This window comes from Mycobacterium sp. SMC-17 (genome assembly GCF_045310915.1).
Classification (GTDB): domain Bacteria; phylum Actinomycetota; class Actinomycetes; order Mycobacteriales; family Mycobacteriaceae; genus Mycobacterium.
Genome location: NZ_JBJIAK010000003.1, coordinates 14,379 through 30,722, shown reverse-complemented (window position 1 = coordinate 30,722; position 16,344 = coordinate 14,379). Strand labels below are relative to the sequence as shown.

At 69.0% G+C, this 16,344-nt stretch carries 19 protein-coding genes; 10 read left to right on the top strand and 9 right to left on the bottom strand.

Going from position 1 to position 16,344, the window contains the following annotated elements:
• Positions 1-34 precede the first annotated feature (34 nt).
• From ACJH7A_RS02715 to ACJH7A_RS02690, 6 genes are read left to right on the top strand one after another with little or no spacing between them, the layout of a single operon-like run.
• The gene (locus tag ACJH7A_RS02715) at positions 35-1,339 is read left to right on the top strand and encodes an FAD-dependent oxidoreductase (protein WP_318986451.1); all 1,305 of its coding nucleotides are present in this window, start codon (positions 35-37) and stop codon (positions 1,337-1,339) included.
• On the top strand, positions 1,336-2,058 hold the full coding sequence (locus ACJH7A_RS02710; protein ID WP_318986429.1) for a DUF1365 domain-containing protein: 723 nt from the start codon (positions 1,336-1,338) through the stop codon (positions 2,056-2,058). The genes ACJH7A_RS02715 and ACJH7A_RS02710 overlap by 4 nt, the downstream gene beginning before the upstream one ends.
• Entirely contained in the window at positions 2,055-3,347 is a 1,293-nt protein-coding gene (locus ACJH7A_RS02705; RefSeq protein ID WP_318986428.1) for a cyclopropane-fatty-acyl-phospholipid synthase family protein, read from the top strand. Before ACJH7A_RS02710 ends, ACJH7A_RS02705 begins: the two co-directional genes overlap by 4 nt.
• On the top strand, positions 3,344-3,982 hold the full coding sequence (gene sigK / locus ACJH7A_RS02700) for an ECF RNA polymerase sigma factor SigK (RefSeq protein WP_318986427.1): 639 nt from the start codon (positions 3,344-3,346) through the stop codon (positions 3,980-3,982). Before ACJH7A_RS02705 ends, sigK begins: the two co-directional genes overlap by 4 nt.
• A complete protein-coding gene (locus tag ACJH7A_RS02695; protein ID WP_406801398.1) occupies positions 3,975-4,721 on the top strand; it encodes an anti-sigma factor domain-containing protein in 747 nt (248 codons plus the stop codon). The genes sigK and ACJH7A_RS02695 overlap by 8 nt, the downstream gene beginning before the upstream one ends.
• Positions 4,721-5,671, top strand: coding sequence for an SDR family NAD(P)-dependent oxidoreductase (locus tag ACJH7A_RS02690; protein WP_406801397.1), 951 nt, complete (start codon positions 4,721-4,723; stop codon positions 5,669-5,671). Before ACJH7A_RS02695 ends, ACJH7A_RS02690 begins: the two co-directional genes overlap by 1 nt.
• 15 nt (positions 5,672-5,686) lie before the next feature.
• Here ACJH7A_RS02690 and ACJH7A_RS02685 read toward each other — a convergent pair whose 3' ends face one another.
• The 5 genes from ACJH7A_RS02685 to ACJH7A_RS02665 form a co-directional block, all read right to left on the bottom strand.
• On the bottom strand, positions 5,687-6,118 hold the full coding sequence (locus ACJH7A_RS02685; protein ID WP_406801396.1) for an SRPBCC family protein: 432 nt from the start codon (positions 6,116-6,118) through the stop codon (positions 5,687-5,689).
• On the bottom strand, positions 6,115-7,473 hold the full coding sequence (locus ACJH7A_RS02680; RefSeq protein ID WP_406801395.1) for a TIGR01777 family oxidoreductase: 1,359 nt from the start codon (positions 7,471-7,473) through the stop codon (positions 6,115-6,117). The genes ACJH7A_RS02685 and ACJH7A_RS02680 overlap by 4 nt, the downstream gene beginning before the upstream one ends.
• Before the next feature lie 64 nt (positions 7,474-7,537).
• Complete coding sequence (locus ACJH7A_RS02675) at positions 7,538-8,296, bottom strand: DUF4333 domain-containing protein (protein WP_318986422.1); 759 nt, start codon at positions 8,294-8,296, stop codon at positions 7,538-7,540.
• A 19-nt stretch (positions 8,297-8,315) separates the two neighbouring features.
• On the bottom strand, positions 8,316-9,296 hold the full coding sequence (locus tag ACJH7A_RS02670) for an SDR family NAD(P)-dependent oxidoreductase (RefSeq protein WP_318986421.1): 981 nt from the start codon (positions 9,294-9,296) through the stop codon (positions 8,316-8,318).
• Entirely contained in the window at positions 9,289-10,632 is a 1,344-nt protein-coding gene (locus ACJH7A_RS02665; protein ID WP_318986420.1) for a nucleotide sugar dehydrogenase, read from the bottom strand. The genes ACJH7A_RS02670 and ACJH7A_RS02665 overlap by 8 nt, the downstream gene beginning before the upstream one ends.
• A 123-nt stretch (positions 10,633-10,755) precedes the next feature.
• On the opposite strand from ACJH7A_RS02665, the gene ACJH7A_RS02660 reads away from it, so the two are divergent.
• A complete protein-coding gene (locus ACJH7A_RS02660) occupies positions 10,756-11,646 on the top strand; it encodes a sulfurtransferase (protein WP_064858492.1) in 891 nt (296 codons plus the stop codon).
• A gap of 2 nt (positions 11,647-11,648) precedes the next feature.
• Entirely contained in the window at positions 11,649-12,062 is a 414-nt protein-coding gene (locus ACJH7A_RS02655) for a SufE family protein (RefSeq protein ID WP_406783850.1), read from the top strand.
• 16 nt (positions 12,063-12,078) lie between these two features.
• Here ACJH7A_RS02655 and ACJH7A_RS02650 read toward each other — a convergent pair whose 3' ends face one another.
• Complete coding sequence (locus ACJH7A_RS02650; RefSeq protein ID WP_318986418.1) at positions 12,079-12,810, bottom strand: acyltransferase; 732 nt, start codon at positions 12,808-12,810, stop codon at positions 12,079-12,081.
• Positions 12,811-12,990: 180 nt separating this feature from the next.
• On the opposite strand from ACJH7A_RS02650, the gene ACJH7A_RS02645 reads away from it, so the two are divergent.
• On the top strand, positions 12,991-14,790 hold the full coding sequence (locus tag ACJH7A_RS02645) for an acetyl/propionyl/methylcrotonyl-CoA carboxylase subunit alpha (RefSeq protein ID WP_318986417.1): 1,800 nt from the start codon (positions 12,991-12,993) through the stop codon (positions 14,788-14,790).
• Positions 14,791-14,868: 78 nt separating this feature from the next.
• The gene (locus tag ACJH7A_RS02640) at positions 14,869-15,186 is read left to right on the top strand and encodes a hypothetical protein (protein ID WP_406801394.1); all 318 of its coding nucleotides are present in this window, start codon (positions 14,869-14,871) and stop codon (positions 15,184-15,186) included.
• Positions 15,187-15,196: 10 nt separating this feature from the next.
• Here the strand turns inward: ACJH7A_RS02640 and ACJH7A_RS02635 are convergent, their stop codons facing one another.
• From ACJH7A_RS02635 to ACJH7A_RS02625, 3 genes are read right to left on the bottom strand one after another with little or no spacing between them, the layout of a single operon-like run.
• Positions 15,197-15,547 carry a hypothetical protein gene (locus ACJH7A_RS02635; RefSeq protein ID WP_318986415.1) on the bottom strand — a complete coding sequence of 117 codons (351 nt, stop codon included), beginning with the start codon at positions 15,545-15,547 and terminating at the stop codon, positions 15,197-15,199.
• A gap of 37 nt (positions 15,548-15,584) precedes the next feature.
• Complete coding sequence (locus ACJH7A_RS02630) at positions 15,585-15,896, bottom strand: metalloregulator ArsR/SmtB family transcription factor (RefSeq protein WP_318986450.1); 312 nt, start codon at positions 15,894-15,896, stop codon at positions 15,585-15,587.
• 11 nt (positions 15,897-15,907) lie between these two features.
• The gene (locus ACJH7A_RS02625) at positions 15,908-16,339 is read right to left on the bottom strand and encodes an SRPBCC family protein (RefSeq protein WP_318986414.1); all 432 of its coding nucleotides are present in this window, start codon (positions 16,337-16,339) and stop codon (positions 15,908-15,910) included.
• Positions 16,340-16,344: the final 5 nt, after the last annotated feature.

Genomic DNA, 16,344 nt, shown 5'->3' with positions numbered 1-16,344 from the left:
GTGACAAACCAGGAAGGACGGCACGGTGCGGCGGATAGCAGTGGTCGGCAGCGGCATATCGGGGCTCACCGCGGCGTGGGTGCTCGCCCGCGACGCGGAAGTCACCCTCTTCGAGGCGCAACCGCGATGCGGTGGCCACGCCCACACCCATGAACTGGCGGCCCGTCGCGGCAGCACCGATGTCGTCGGCGTCGACTCCGGCTTCATCGTGCACAACGACCGCACCTATCCCACGCTGCTGCGGCTGTTCGCCGAACTCGGTGTCCGGACCCAGGAATCCGACATGTCGATGTCGGTCTGCTGCGAAGGGTGCGGCCTGGAGTACGCCGGCGCGAAGGGGCTGACAGGCCTGTTCGCCACGCCGGGCGCGGTGCTCTCACCGCGCTATCTGCGCCTGCTCGCCGAGGTGACGCGCTTCCACCGGCTCGCCCGCGCCGAACTGGCGCGCGACGTGGCAGACGGCCGAACCCTCGGCGAATTCCTCGGGGCCGCAGGGTTTTCCCGCTACTTCGTCGCGCATTTCATGGTCCCGCTGGTCGCTGCGGTCTGGTCGTGCCCGCCGGACGTCGCGCTCGACTACCCCGTCGGCTACCTGCTGGCGTTCCTCGACCACCACGGGATGCTGACGGTGTTCGGGTCACCGACGTGGCGGACGGTGACCGGGGGCTCGGCACGGTACGTCGAGGCGATCACCACGCGCCTGCCGTCGGTACGCGCCGGCGTACCCGTCCGCACCGTCACCCGGACCACCGACGGGGTGCTGGTGCGTGACGACGCGGACCGGGTCGAACCGTTCGACGCGGCGGTCATCGCGACGCATCCGAATCAGGCCCTCTCGATCCTGGACCGGCCGTCGGCCGACGAGGTCGACATCCTCGGCGCCCTGCGGTACTCGATCAATCACACTGTGCTGCACACCGATACGTCGCTGCTGCCGCGTCGCCGGGGCGCCCGTGCATCGTGGAACTACCGGATGCCGTCGTGCACCGTCCAAGCCGGCGACGTCCTGGTCAGTTACGACCTCAACCGGCTACAGCGACTCGACGCGAGCACCGACCGGCGGTTCGTGGTGACGCTGGGCGGCGGCGGTCGGGTCGACCCGGGCCAGGTCATCGCGACCATGCTCTACGACCATCCGCAGTACTCCCCCGAGTTCCGCGCCGCGCAACAGCGGCTGCACACGCTCGGCGATCACCGGTTGGCGTTCGCCGGCGCGTATCACGGCTGGGGCTTTCACGAAGACGGTGCGGTGTCCGGCGTCGCCGCGGCGGAACGTCTCGGTGGCAGCTGGAGCGGTCCCGTGCCGCCCCTGCTGCGCCCGGCGGGGAACGTGGCATGAGCCCACCACAGATCGTGCGAACCAGCATCCACCACAGGCGGACCGTTCCGGTGCCGCACGCGTTCACCTACCGCAGCTACAGCTGGCTGGTCGACCTCGACGCCGTGCCCGAGTTTCCCCGCCTGCTGCGGCCGCTGGCCGGCTTCCACGCCGCCGACCATGCCGGCGATCCGCGGCGCACGCTGCGCGAGAACATCGACGCCTATCTCGGCGAACACGGCATCGACCTCGGTGGCGGTGCCATCCGAATGCTGGCCAATGCCAGGGTCTTCGGCTTCGTGTTCAACCCCTTGACCGTCTACTGGTGCCATGACGCCGCCGGCGCACTGGTCTGTGCCATCGCCGAGGTGCACAACACCTACGGCGGACGCCACCGCTACCTGCTGCACACCGATCATCGCGGCACGGTGGTCGTGCCGAAGGTGTTCTACGTCTCGCCGTTCAACCCGGTCAGTGGCCGATACGTGCTGCGCATCCCGGAACCGGCGCGGGGCCGGCTCAACGTGGCGGTCACCCTGCTCGACGCGTCCGGCGGGGTGGTCATGACCGCCACCTGGACCGGATCCGTCCACCCCGCCCGTCCCGCAACCGTTTTGACCACCGCACTGGCAGCGCCGCTGGCGCCGCTGCTGGTTCTCGCACGCATCCGCTGGCAGGGCGTGCGCCTCTGGGCGCGCGGCCTGCAACTGCACCCCCGCCCCCAGGAGGCCGCCCTATGACGAATCAACTCCATGACGGTGCCGCCGCGTACGATCCGTTCCTGCCGGCCAGGTGGACCGAAATCGCGCAGGTGCCAAGCAGTCTGCGTACCCGGCTGGGTACGCCCGTCACGCGGGCCTTGTTCCGGGCCGCGGTACGGGACCTGCCGGTGCGGGTGGAGTATCCGGACGGCACCGTCCAGGGCGCGGCCGGCGCCGATGATCCGGCCGCACCGCGAATGTTGTTGCACCGCCCCGACGATTTCTTCGGCCGCGTCGCGAACAGTGGCCTGATCGGCTTCGGGGAGGCGTACATGGTCGGTGACTGGTCCGCGCCCGAGCTCACCGCCGTGCTGACCGCGCTGGCATCGCGCATCGACACGATCGTGCCGGCGGCCTTCCAGGGACTGCGTTCCGTGCTCCTGCCGCGCACACCACGCAACCACCATGGGGCGCAAGCGGATACGCGTGCGAACATCGCCCATCACTACGACCTGTCGAACGAGTTCTTCAGCATGTTCCTCGATCCGACGCTGACCTATTCGTGCGCGCTGTTCGACACGCTCGATCCGCCGCCGTCATGGCGCGACCTGGCGGCCGCGCAGCACCGCAAGATCGACCGGCTGCTGGATGCCACCGGCGTCGGCGCCGGCACGCGGCTGCTCGAAATCGGCACCGGCTGGGGCGAATTGGCCATCCGTGCCGCGCAGCGCGGCGCGCACGTCCACACCGTCACCCTGTCGCGCGAGCAGCAGCTGCTGGCGCGCGAGCGCATCGCCGCCGCCGGGCTGGCCGACCGCATCACCGTCGAGCTGTGCGACTACCGCGACATCACCGGGAAGTACGACGCGATCATCTCCGTCGAGATGATCGAGGCCGTCGGGTATCGCTACCTGCCGGCCTATCTACGCACGCTGGAGCGCCTCCTCGATGTCGACGGCCGGGTCGGACTGCAGCTGATCACCATGCCGCACAAGCGCATGCTGGCGTCCCGCGACACCTACACCTGGGTGCACAAGTACATCTTCCCGGGCGGATTCCTGCCGTCGGTCAAGCTCGTCGAGAAGTCGATCAGCGCGCACACCGCACTGCGTATCACCGACCGGCATTCGTTCGGACCGCATTACGCCCACACCCTGCGACTGTGGCTGCAACGCTTCACCGCGAACAGCGCCGGCGCCGATGCCCTGGGATTCGACCGCATCTTCCGGCGGATGTGGCGCTTCTACCTCGCTTACTCCGAGGCGGGCTTCGCCTCGGGCTACCTGGACCTGCACCAACTGGTCCTGCGTCCGAAGGCTCGATCGTGAGCACGCCGCCCGGACCCGACGGGTTGCGCCAGATCGCCCCGGTTCCCGCGCCGCCGTGCGACGATTCCCGCATGGAGGGCGAGCCGGACCGCGCAGCTCTGCTCACCGCGATCGCCGACGGCGACAGGGCGGCGTTCGCCGAGTTCTACGATCTGACCTCGCCACGGGTGTTCGGCCTCGCCTATCGCGTCGTGCGGGACCGGACCCTGGCCGAGGACGTCGTGCAGGAGGTGTTCCTCCAGGTGTGGTCCTCGGCGGCACGGCAATACGACCCGGCGCTGGCCAGTCCGATCGGCTGGCTCATGACATTGACCCACCGCCGCAGTATCGACCGGGTCCGCTCCGAACAGTCCGCGGCCGACCGCAACCACGCGTACGGCGCCTCGAACCTCGGCCGCGAGCACGACACCGTCGCCGACGAGGTGGGACAGCGACTCGACGAGCAGGAGGTCACCGACTGCCTCGACGGACTGACCGCCGTCCAGCGCGAAGCCATCGGCCTGGCGTACTACAGCGGCCACACCTATCGGGAGGTCGCCGAGCACCTCGCCGTCACCCTCCCCACCATCAAGGCCCGTATCCGGGACGGCCTGATCCGCCTGAAGAACTGCTTGGGGGTGGGCACCGATGCCTGACAGCTACACCGACGACGAACAGCAACTGCTCGACCTGGCGTACGTATACGCACTCGATGCGGTGTCCGAGGCCGAACGCTCGGACATCGCCGGCCGCCTCGGCGTCGCCGCGCCGCACACCGCGCAGGCATTCGCCCGGATCGTCGGCGACACCCAGGAGACCATGGCACTGCTGACCGCGGGAGACACCCTGACGCCGCCGGCCGAACTGCGCGCGCGCATCCTGCAGGCCATCGGCATCCAGTCGGCCGAGCGCACTTCGGATGAGTTGGCGCTCAGGCGAACCCGGCGACGCCGAATGATCGTCCGGCTCGCGGCGGCGGCCGCGGTGATCTGCGCGATCGTCATCGGCACGACGGTGGTCGCCAACCGCTTCACCGAGCACCCGGGACAGCCGACGGTGTCGCAGGTGCTGGCCAACCCGGACATCCGCACGTATTCCGCGCCGGTCGCCGGGGGCACCATCACGCTCAGTGCGTCGCAGCAGGCGAATGCCGTGGTGGTGGCCATGGCGAATGTGCCTGCGCCACCGGCGGGCCACGTCTACCAGATGTGGTTCATCCCGGCGTCGGGTGCGCCGCGGTCCGCCGGCACCATGAGCGCGGACACCATGCCACCGCCCGGCGGCGAGGTGATACCGGCACTGGACGCGGCCGCCAAGGTGGCCGTGACGGTCGAGCCGGGCTCCGGGTCCAGCCAGCCGACGAGCAATCCGGTCGTCGTCGTCTCCCTGACCTGATGACCATGGTCGGCGCCTTCTTCGACGATCTGCTGGACAGCACCGTCGTGCTCGGCTACTCCCGCGTGGGTCTGGCTGTGCGGCAACAGTTCTGGCAGACGCCCGCGCTGCCGGCCGAGGCACTCGCCGGCCGCACCGTGCTGGTCACCGGGGCGAATTCCGGTATCGGCAAGGCCATCGCCACCGAACTCGCGGCGCTCGGGGCGACAGTGCTGATGACGGTGCGCGACCGGGCCCGCGGCGAGGCCGCCCGGCGCGACGTACTCGCCGTCGTACCGGGAGCCGAGGTGGCGGTGGAGGTGTGCGACGTATCGCACCTGGCCGCCGTCCGGTCGTTCGCCGCGGACCTGCTCTCCCGGCGGCCACGGCTGGACGCCGTGATCCACAACGCCGGAGTGATGCCCGAGGAGCGGACGGAAAGCGCGGAGGGACACGAGCTTTCGCTGGCAACCCACGTCTTGGGCCCGGTGTTGCTGACGGAGCTTCTGCTGCCGGCGCTCACCGCGGCGCCCGACCCGCGGGTGGTCCTGATGTCCTCGGGCGGCATGTACACCCAGTCGCTTCCCGTCGACGACATCGAGTACCGGCGCGGGCATTACCGCGGCGCCACGGCGTACGCGCGCAGTAAACGCGTCCAGGTCGCGTTGACGCCGCTGCTGGCGCGGCGCTGGCCCGAATTGATGGTGGCCGCCATGCATCCCGGTTGGGCCGATACCCCGGGCGTCGCGCAGTCACTGCCCGGGTTCCGCCGCCTGACGCGCCCGATCCTGCGGACGTCCGAGCAGGCCGCCGACACCGCGGTCTGGTTGACCGCCACCGAACCCGCCCCGGTCTCCGGACAGTTCTGGCACGACCGCCGCATCCGTCCCACGCACTACTTGCCCACCCGAGACGACGACGCCCGGGTGCGGCAGGTGTGGCAGTACTGCGCCGCTGCCATCGGTTTGTGAGGGCTTGTCGCGCAATCAGATTCGGGCGAGTTCGCGGCGGAGCCCGCGCGCCCCGTCGTCGAGGAGGTGCGCCACCGCGAGTTGCAGCACGGGCTCGAGCCACCGCAGCCACCCCTGGAACGCGAACCTGATCCGGTAGGTGACCTGGGTACCGTCCACGTGCGGCACCACCGTGATGGTGTCGCGCGCGATCAGGTACTGGTTGACGCCGCGCAGTTCGATCGACTGCCCCGGCGTCAGGCTGGTGACTTCGTACATGATCTCCGACGTGCGACCGGCGAAGCGCGACGTGTTCGCGTAGCGGGTCCCCACGCCGCCGTCGCCGGCGATGCGTTCGGTGTGCACGGTGCCGGGGTCCCACTGCGTCGTGGTGGTGAAGTCCGCCAGATACGCGAAGACGGCGTCCGCAGGCGCGGCCACCACCAACTGACGTTGCGCGTCGATCATCGGGCCGCCTTTCCCAGCTGGTGCCGCAGGCACTGTTCGAGATCCGGGCGCCGGAAGCGGTGCCCGGCGTCGATGAGCCGGCCGGGTACGACGCGCTGACTGGCCATGGCCAGCTCGCGCGCCCCCTGCCGGCCGAGCAGCAGCGCCGGTCCAAGGGCGGGCACGGGCAGCACGGCCGGACGGTGCAGCACCCCGGCCAGGGTCCGCGTGTAGTCCGCGTTGCGGACCGGTTGCGGGGCAACGGCATTCACCGGACCGGACAGCCCGGCGTCGACGAGGGCGCGGTGGTACACATCGATCAGGTCGTCGATGTCGATCCACGACAGCCACTGCCGCCCGTTGCCGAGCGGTCCGCCGAGACCGGCGGCGAACAGCGGCCGCATCAGTTGCAGCGTGCCGCCGCGCGGCGTCTGCACGATCCCGGTACGCACGTTGACGACGCGCAGTCCGGCCGCGGTTGCCGGCGCCGTCGCCGCTTCCCAGTCGGCGACGACGTCGGCCAGGAACCCGTCGCCCGGTTGCGCCGATTCGTCGAGGCGCTCGTCGGCCCGGTCGTCCCCGTACCAGCCGACGGCCGACGCGCTGACGAAGACCGACGGCCCGTCCGTCGCTCCTGCGGCGCACTCGGCCAGCCGGCGGGTCGGCTCGATCCGGCTGCCGCGCACCGCTTTCTTGTGCGCGTCGGTGAACCGGCCGGCAATCGATGCGCCCGCCAGGTGCACCACGGCGTCGATGCCGTCGAGCAGGTCATCGGCGGGTGATTCGGGATCCCAGCGACGCTCGGTGTCGTCGCGCGGTTCGCGGCGCACCAGCCTGATGACGCGGCAACCACCGGTCGACAGGAAGGCGGTCAGGGCGCTGCCGATCAGGCCTGATGCCCCGGTCACCGCCACCGAGCCGGGACGCTCGCCGTGCTCGCGCGCCCACCGGTGGGCGGCCAGGTCGTCGCTCAGCTGGCGATGGCGGTAGCGGAACGTCGGCTCGAGGAGGTGCCCGGGGACCGGCGCATCGACACGGTCGGTGACCCGGGTGCGCCCGTCGCCGACGGCGTCGAAGCAGTGTTCGTGCCGCCAGTGCCCGATCAACTGTGTTGGCAGCGAACGCAATCCGTCGCGGCTCAACTCATCGACGAACCGTGCGGGCGGCGCATAGTCGGCGGGATTGTGCTGTGCGCTCCAGCGCAACCCGCCGGGCAGGCCGAGCACGGCGCGCCCGTCGGCCAGCGACGCCGCTTCGGCAACCACGCTCATGGGCTGCCACGGCGGCAGCATCCGGTGGATGGCCCCCGGCCGCGCGTGCCAGGCGAACACGTCGTCGCGTGGCGCGTCGACCACGCTGCTGTACTCGATTCCCATCAAACCTCCGAGTTGATTCGGTCTCAGTGGGATTCGGCGCCAACCGGCCGGCGGATGGGTCTGGTCAGTTGGCCGGCTTGTAGCTGAACGACACCTTGCCGTCGGCGACGTCGGTGACCGTCAGGGTGTAGGCCCGGTTCTGGCCGCCGACGACCGCGGTGCAGCGCTGCGTCGCCCCGACCTTGCTGTCCACATCGCCGGCGCACGTGACGGTGTTCGGGCTCTGGCCCAGTTGCGAGGCGAGGGAGCTCTCGGCCACGGACTTCTCCAGCACGGGCGTCAGGCCGTAATTCATTGCGAGCCCGGACACTTCGCTCACCAGGGCGGTGCGCCGGCTGGTGAACCCGTCGTCGGTGATGTCGCACAGCGCCACCGCGCCCTGCTTGCCCTCCAGTCCCGACAGGCACGTCACCGAGTCCGGGGCCGCCTTGCGGGTGCGGGTCACCATGTCCGCCACGGCCGCCTCCAACTGCGTCTTGGAGACCGCCGGGGTCATCGAATAGCTGACCTTGCCGCCCTCGACCCCGGACACCGTGATGGTCGGCTGGATGCCGTAGGCCGGTGACATCGTGACGTCGCACCGCGTGCTCTGCCCGACCTTCGCGATGAGGCCGCGCTCGCAGATCACCGCCTGCGGCGGCTGGCTCGTGAAGGCGTCGTGGATCGCGCGCTCCAGCGACGCCTTGTCCACCATCGGCAACTGCGCCGACGGCTTGGCCTGAACGGCTTCGGGTTCGGGGCGCGTGAGGCTGTAGACCAGCGCCGCGAGCCCCGTCAGCAGCAGCCCAGCGATGACGACAAGTGCCAGGATGCGCGCCCTCATACCCGCTATTGTGCCCGGGCTACATCAGGTCGTTTGCGGGCACGTCATTTCGGTGCTCGCGGTACCACGCCACGGTGCGCGCCAGACCGTCGTCGAGGGCCACCTGCGGCGACCAGCCCAGCGCCCGCATCTTCGAGATGTCGGGGCACCGGCGCGGCGTGCCGCCGGCCTGCAACTCGCCGGGCTTGATCTCGAGCTCGACGCCGACGGCCCGGCCGATGCGCTCCGCCAGCTCGCGGACGCTGAGTTCCTCGTCGCTGCCGATGTGGTAAACCTCGCGGTGACCGCCCTTTTCGTACATCGTCAAGATGCCCTGGACGATGTCGTCGACGTAGCAGAACGAACGCGTCTCACTGCCGTCACCCTGGATCGGGAAGGTCGGGTCACCAGCCTCCTGGCAGCCCAGCGCCCGCAGGATGAACTGGGGCTCGACGTGCTTCCACCCCATGTTGGGCCCGAACACGTTGTGCGGCCGGAAGACCTGCACCTGCCGGTAGTGGTCCTGCCCGTAGTTGAAGGCGATCAGCTCGCTGACGATCTTGCCGCCGCCGTACGAGTACCGGGGGTTGAGGCTGTCCGGCAGCATCAGCGGGATGGTCTCGGGCGTCGGGATGATCGCCGGCGTCTGGTAGACCTCGGCGGTCGAGGCGACGATGAGGTCCGGTACCCCCGCCGCGCGGCCGGCGTTGGTCACCGCGAGCGCGCCGCGCAGGCCGACGTCGAGCACCAGTTCCGGTTGTTTGTAGAAGTTCTCGGTGCCGTTGATGGCGGCGAGGTGCATGACCACCTCGGCGCCGGCGAACGCCTTCTCGAGGGCGTCCTGATCGCGGACGTCACACGTGAAAAGCTCGACGTCCGAAGCGACTTCGGCGAATCGGCTGGCATCGCCGCGGACCATGGAGTCCACGACCGCGACCTGCCAGCCGTCCCGCACCAGCCGCTTGACCAGGTAGGCGCCGATGAATCCGCCACCACCGGTGACAACGACCTTCTCAGACACGCTCGACGACCTTTCCGCTGCGGCCGACGGCGAAGTAGCTGTCGCCCAGCTCGGTGGGCGGCAGGTGGCTGTAGTGGTTCCAGTAGTCGAAGACGAAGCCGTCGGGGCTGATGAACTCGCTGATGGTGCGCGGCGAGATGGTGCCCAGCGACGGGTGGTTGTTGCCGAGGACGACGACGTCCGCGCCACTCACCGCGTCGCCGAACCGGTTGTACACCTTGTGGCCCGGGAAGGCTTCGGCCAGAACGTCATTCGGCGTCACCGGGTCGTACACGCCGATCTCGGCATCCGGGTGCGCGGCCTTCAGCTCATTGAACACCTTGATCGACATCGACCCACGCAGGTCGCTGGTCTCGGGCTGGCCCTTGAACGCCATGCCCAGCAGGTTGATCTTCAGCGGCCCTTCGGCGCCCAGCTTCCGGCGGGCGATCTCGCTGCTGATGAAGCGCACCGTCTCGGCGGGCTGGCGCTCGTTGACCAGGCGGCCGGCGGCGGTGATGTCCAGCGTGACGCCGCGTTCGCGGACGCTCTCCATCAGGATGTGCGGGTCCTTCTCCAGGCACGGCCCACCGACCAGACCCGGCAACGGGATATTGGTGCGGTTGTATCCGAGTTTGCCCGCCGAGATCACCTCGTAGGCGCTGACACCGAATGCGTCGCAAATGCGGGCGACTTCGTTGGCAAACGCGAACTGAACATCGCGGAAGGTGTTGCTCACCAATTTGATGATCTCGGCGGTCTCGATATCGGAGACCAGCACGATCGAGCTGGTGAGTTTCCGGAATACCGCGGCGGCCCGGTCGGCGACCGCCGGGTCGTCGGCACCGACGATCTGCGGCAGCTCGCGCAATTCCTGCAGCGCCTTGCCTTCCAGGGTGCGCTCGGGGCACATCGCGATGTCGAAGCTCTTGCCGCTGGCGGCCAGCATCGGCGCGACCACGTCGCGGGTGGTGCCGACCTTGACCGTCGACCGCAGGATGACGAGCGCGCCGTCCTGCATGTTTCCGGCGATGTCACGGGCCGCGGCCTCGATCATGTCGACGCGTGCGACACCGTCCGCCGACAGCGGGGTGCCGACGGTGATGATGTACGTATCGCACGAGAAGCTGTCGTCAAATGCGGTGACGGCCTTCAGTTTCCCGAATCGGGTGACGCCCTCGAGGGCGTCGGGCAGGCCGGTCTCGGTGAAATGCGGCAAACCCTGATTGGTCATATCGACCAATTCCTGACGGGTCTCGATTCCGATGACGGAGTTGCCGGCCTCGGCCAGCACGGTGGCCAGCGTCAGGCCCACATATCCCAGGCCGATGATTCCGACGTCGTATTTCTCTGGCAAATCCTCAATCCCTCCGGTCAGCCCTGTGGGAGACGGCTGATGTCATACCGCAGCGGTTGTCGCGCAAACAAGTTTCGACCTTACGGGTCGGCGGCGCATTTCGGGCCTAGGTACGCTCACAGTGTGCCGCTGCCCGCAGACCCACATCCCGCTTTCGCCACCTATGCGCATCCCGATCGCCTGGTGACCGCCGACTGGCTGTCAGGCAACATCGGACGCCCCGGTTTGGCCATCGTCGAATCCGACGAAGACGTCCTGCTGTACGACACCGGCCACATCCCCGGCGCCGTCAAGATCGACTGGCATACCGACCTCAATGACCCGCATGTCCGCGATTACATCGACGGCGCACAGTTCGCCGCGCTGATGGATCGCAAGGGCATCAGCCGCGACGACACCGTGGTGATCTACGGCGACAAGAGCAACTGGTGGGCGGCCTACGCGCTGTGGGTGTTCACGCTCTTCGGGCACCCGGACGTCCGCCTCCTCGACGGGGGCCGCGACCTGTGGATCACCAACGGCCGCGACACCACCCTGGACGTCCCGAGCAAGCAGACCACCGGGTACCCGGTGGTCGAGCGCAACGACGCTCCGATCCGCGCCTTCAAGGACGACGTCCTCGCGATCCTCGGCAAAGAGCCGCTCATCGACGTTCGCTCGCCGCAGGAGTACACCGGCGAGCGCACTCACATGCCCGACTACCCGGAGGAGGGTGCGCTGCGCGGCGGCCACATCCCCACCGCGCGGTCCATCCCGTGGGCAAAGGCCGTCGACGACAGCGGCCGGTTCCGCAGCCGCGCCGAACTCGACGAGCTGTACGGCTTCATCTCCCCCGACGACAAGGCCGTCGCCTACTGCCGCATCGGCGAGCGCTCCAGCCACACCTGGTTCGTGCTGACGCACCTGATCGGCCTGCCCGCCGTCCGCAACTACGACGGTTCCTGGACCGAGTGGGGCAACGCCGTGCGGGTGCCGGTCGCTGTCGGTGAGGAACCGGGGGACGCGCCTTCGTGACCATGCCCGCGGCTCTGGCCGAGGTCGTGTCGGAGTTCTCCGAGATGCAGGGGCAGGACAAGCTGGCGCTGCTGCTGGAGTTCGCCAACGAGTTGCCGGCACTCCCGCCGTCGCTCGAGGAAGCCGCCATGGAGCCGGTGCCCGAGTGCCAGTCGCCGTTGTTCCTGCACGTCGACGCCGACGACCCCGAGCATGTGCGGCTGTACTTCAGTGCACCGGCCGAGGCTCCGACGACGCGTGGTTTCGCGGCCATCCTCGCGGCGGGCCTGGATGGTCTGCCGGCGGCCGACATCCTGGCGGTGCCCGACGATTTCTACGCCGACCTCGGGCTGGCCAAGCTGATCAGCCCGCTGCGGCTGCGGGGCATGTCGGCGATGCTGACGCGCATCAAGCGCCGCCTGCGCGAAGCGGCATAGCCCACCCGGGTACGGCTCAGAAGAACGGCAGCTTGAACTTGCCGCTGTAGTGCAGCGCATCCGGGTTGCGCTGGCCGATGATCTTGCCGGGCACGCCGCCGACGATGCCGAACGGCGGCACCTCTTTGTTGACGACGGTGTGTGCGGCCACCACAGCGCCGCGGCCGAGCAGGCACGGCAGGATCATGGCGCGCGTCGCGATCCACACGTGGTCATCGATCACGATGGGGTCCGGCGGGTTGGGCGCCGGCACGAAGTTCGGATGGTTGATGTCGTGCCCGCCGGCGATGATGTGCGTATCGCTGGCGATGACGACGTCGTTGCCGATCGCGATGCCCGCGCGCGCGTCCAGCAGGCAGCGGAAGCCGATGGACACCCGGTCACCGATCACCAGGTACGGAATGGACCAGACGCTGGTGCCGCGGTTGATCGCGGTGCCCTTGCCGATCTTCGCCCCGAACAGCCGGAGGTAGCCCAGCCGGATGAAGTGGAACGGGATGTGGGTGACGATCGAGCTGTAGAACAGCGCGGCGTAGGTGTCCCGGATCCGGTGCCACAGGGTCTCGCCCGGCAGCTCGTGCTTGAGGATGTTGCCGTCCTCGTCGGTCACCCACTGCATCTTCGGTGGGATGCGGACGTTCGGGTTGACCGCCCGCTTGCGCGCGATCAATTCGGGGTCTGAGGCCTGCGGCTCGACGAACAACGGTGTCCCCTTACTCGTGGCTCCCCGGCGGGTCCGGTGCGGCACCAGTATCACCCAAGCAGATGTTCGGTGAGAAAGCGCGGGTCAAGTGGGTCGATTGGGCAATCTCTAAGAAAACGTCCCGGCGCCCGCGTATCCCGAAGTGGGGATCCGCCGGTTAGGCCTTACACTGCACGCGATACATTCTTAAAGACATTTCTTAGAGAACCGCCGTCAGGAGGCACTGTGGCCAACCACGCCAGTTCCAAGATCTCCAAGGTGCTAGTCGCCAACCGTGGAGAGATTGCCGTCCGGGTCATCCGGGCTGCCAAGGACGCCGGACTGGCCAGCGTCGCCGTTTACGCCGAGCCGGACGCCGATGCGCCGCACGTGCGGCTGGCCGACGAGGCCTTCGCCCTGGGTGGCCAGACCTCGGCCGAGTCCTACCTCGTCTTCGACAAGATCCTCGACGCCGCCGCCAAGTCCGGCGCCAACGCCATCCACCCGGGCTACGGCTTCCTGTCCGAGAACGCCGACTTCGCCCAGGCCGTCCTCGACGCCGGGCTGATCTGGATCGGGCCGAGCCCGCAGTCCATCCGCGACCTCGGCGACAAGGTCACCGCGCGCCACATCGCCGCCAAGGCCAACGCGCCGCTGGTGCCGGGTACCCCGGACCCGGTCAAGGACGCCGACGAGATCCTGGCCTTCGCCAAGGAGCACGGCCTGCCGATCGCCATCAAGGCCGCCTTCGGTGGTGGTGGCCGCGGCATGAAGGTTGCCCGCACCCTCGAGGAGATCCCCGAGCTGTTCGACTCGGCCACCCGTGAGGCCGTCGCCGCCTTCGGCCGTGGTGAGTGCTTCGTCGAGCGCTACCTGGACAAGCCGCGCCACGTCGAGGCCCAGGTCATCGCCGACACCCACGGCAACGTCGTCGTCGCCGGTACCCGCGACTGCTCGCTGCAGCGCCGCTTCCAGAAGCTCGTCGAGGAGGCCCCCGCGCCGTTCCTGTCCGACGCGCAGCGCAAGGAAATCCACGAGTCGGCCAAGCGCATCTGCAAGGAAGCCGGCTACTACGGTGCGGGCACCGTCGAGTACCTGGTCGGCCAGGACGGCCTGATCTCGTTCCTCGAGGTCAACACCCGTCTGCAGGTGGAACACCCGGTCACCGAGGAGACCTCGGGCATCGACCTGGTGCTGCAGCAGTTCAAGATCGCCAACGGCGAGGCCCTGGACATCACCGAGGACCCGGCCCCGCGCGGCCACTCGTTCGAGTTCCGCATCAACGGCGAGGACGCCGGCCGCGGCTTCCTGCCGGCCCCCGGCCCGGTCACCAAGTTCGAGGCGCCGACCGGCCCCGGCGTCCGCATGGACTCGGGCGTGGAGTCCGGCTCGGTCATCGGCGGTCAGTTCGACTCGATGCTGGCCAAGCTGATCGTCACCGGCGCCACCCGCGAAGAGGCCCTGGCCCGCTCGCGTCGTGCGCTGGCGGAGTTCAACGTCGAGGGTCTGGCCACGGTCATCCCGTTCCACCGCGCCGTGGTCTCCGACCCGGCCTTCATCGGTGACGGCGACAAGTTCGACGTGCACACCCGCTGGATCGAGACCGAGTGGAACAACACGGTCGAGCCGTTCACCGGTGGCGAGGCCCTGGACGACGAAGACGCCGCACCGCGCCAGAAGGTCGTCGTCGAGGTCGGTGGCCGTCGCGTCGAGGTGTCGCTGCCCGGCGATCTGGCCATCGGTGGTGGCGGTGGTGGCGCGGCCACCGGCGTCATCAAGAAGAAGCCGAAGCCGCGTAAGCGTGGCGCCGCCGGCGGCAAGGCCGCCTCGGGCGACTCGGTCACCGCGCCGATGCAGGGCACCGTCGTGAAGGTCGCCGTCGAGGAGGGCCAGCAGGTCTCCGCGGGTGATCTGATCGTGGTGCTCGAGGCCATGAAGATGGAGAACCCGGTGACCGCGCACAAGGACGGCACCGTGACCGGCCTGTCGGTCGAGGCCGGCGCCGCCATCACGCAGGGCACCGTCATCGCCGAGCTGAAGGACTAGTTTCCAGTCCGCTGGTTTTGCGACTCAGGGCTGCGATCCACCGCGGATCGCAGCCCTGAGTTGCATTTGAGGAGCGTCATGGAGCCCATCGAAATCAACGCCGGAGCCTGGTACCTGCGCGCCCTGCGCGCCGACGACCGCATGGATGACCGGCCGTCACTCGCGGACTTGGGTGAGCACTCTCCCGATCACGTCGAAACCCGTACGGCGCAATGGGAATCCGACACGCTGTACTCGTGGGCGGTCTGCGAGCCGACGACCGGCGAGCTGCTGGCCGAGATCACCTTGGACCCCGCCACGCGGGAGATTTCCGTACGCACCCGCGAGGGGTTCGACGACGCCGCCGCGACGGGCGTCGAATCCGTGCGCCGCTTCGCGGCCGCGATGCTGAGCTGACACGTCTCGGTCAGAACAGCAGCACCGGCAGGCTCATCGTCAACACGATGGCCATCAGCAGCAACAGGAACCACCCGGCGCCCTGCCAGGCCCACCAGACCTTGTCGCCGCGCCACGCCCGGTAGGTGCGCACGAAGGCCCACACCCCGCTGCCGAACAGGAACAGCGGGCCCGCCAGCGCCAGGACGGTGCGGTACGGCATGCTGCACGCGGCGGTGTCGTAACCGTGGCAGTGCCGGACCCAGACGGCCGCCAGCACCATGAATCCGACGCCGACGCTCCCCATCACCAGACCGAATCGCGCGGCCTGATGCACGCTGGGATCGTCGTCGCGGAAGCGATCGGTTGTCGGGCTGAGCATCACTATCACCGCCAACCCCAGTATGCGCCTGGTGGCCTCAGGGCGCCAGTGGGCCCTCGGCGATCCGCTTGATCGCGGCAAGACGCCGATCCCATTGCCTGCCAAGGGTTTCCAGCTCACTGCCCAGGGCGCTGAGCTTGGCGCCCAGCGCCCGGTAGCGAATCTCCCGCCCCACTTTGACGGGCTCGACCAGCCCCGCATCGGCCAGCACCGACAGGTGCTTGGCGATGGCCTGCCGACTCACGGGCAACCGGCCGGCCAGCGCGCTCGCCGACAGGTCGTCGGCGCCCAGCTCGGTCAGGATGCGCCACCGGGTCTCGTCGGCGAGCACCGCCAGCACCGCCGGCATGTGGGTGTCGGTCACACCGCCGCCTGCAGGTACGCCACCAGGTCGTCGAGTTCGGCGGTCCAGCCGCCGCTGTTCTCGGAGTGCGCGGTCTGCGGATCGGCCAGGTTCTCGAAACCCGTCTCGCGCAGATCGAGCCGGGTGCCGCCGTCGATCTCGGTGAGGTCGAAGCGGACGACCGTGGAGTTTTCCGGGGTCGGGTCGGCGTCGGCTTCGCGGTGCGCCCACCGATAGACCAGCGTGTGCGGCGCCTCGGCACTCTCGACGACGACCCGGAACTTGCCGTGGGCGTTCCAGCCGAAGAACCCGGTGCCGCCGGGGATCGGCTCGAGTTCGGCTGCGTCACCGAACCATTGCGCGATGAGCTCGGCTTTCGTCAGAGCATCCCAGACCCGCTGGATCGGCGCGTTGATGTCGATGCTGCGGGTGATGTCCAGCGTGTCCATGATTC